The following is a 442-nucleotide window of genomic DNA, read 5'->3' as shown; positions in this document are numbered from 1 at the left end:
CCTGAATCTCAACAACATGCCCTGGACGCTGCCGGTGGTGTTCGACAACCAGCACGCCTCGCTGCGCCTGCAGCACAAGCTGAACAGCGACTGGACCGCCCAGGCCCACCTGGGTCTGCAACGCCTGCGCACCGACGACCGCCTGGCCTATGCCTATGGCTGCAGCGACGTCGACAACTACTACGCCTACAGCTACTGCCCCAATGGCAATTTCGACCGCTACGACTTCCGCAGCGAGGGTGAGCACCGCGACACCGATGCGCTGGACCTGTCGCTGGCCGGCAGCTTCGTCACCGCCGGCATGCGTCATGCGCTGAATGCCGGCGTGCTGTTCAGCCGCTATCGCACGCAGTTCGGCCTGCAGGCCTACAACTGGTCGGGCCAGGGCAATGTCGGCACGCAGATCGACACGCCGGCCGACGCCACCCTGAGCGACCAGAAC

1 pseudogene is annotated in these 442 nt (G+C 65.4%); it reads left to right on the top strand.

From position 1 onward, the window contains the following. Nucleotides 1-16 precede the first annotated feature (16 nt). Nucleotides 17-442, top strand: a pseudogene (locus tag H5407_RS23635) (TonB-dependent siderophore receptor); the annotation flags it as partial.

Origin of the sequence: Mitsuaria sp. WAJ17, assembly GCF_014174515.1 — a bacterium.
Taxonomy (GTDB): Bacteria; Pseudomonadota; Gammaproteobacteria; order Burkholderiales; family Burkholderiaceae_C; genus Roseateles_B.
The sequence above is the reverse complement of the archived record's forward strand: the minus strand, read 5'-3'. Positions and strand labels throughout refer to the sequence as shown.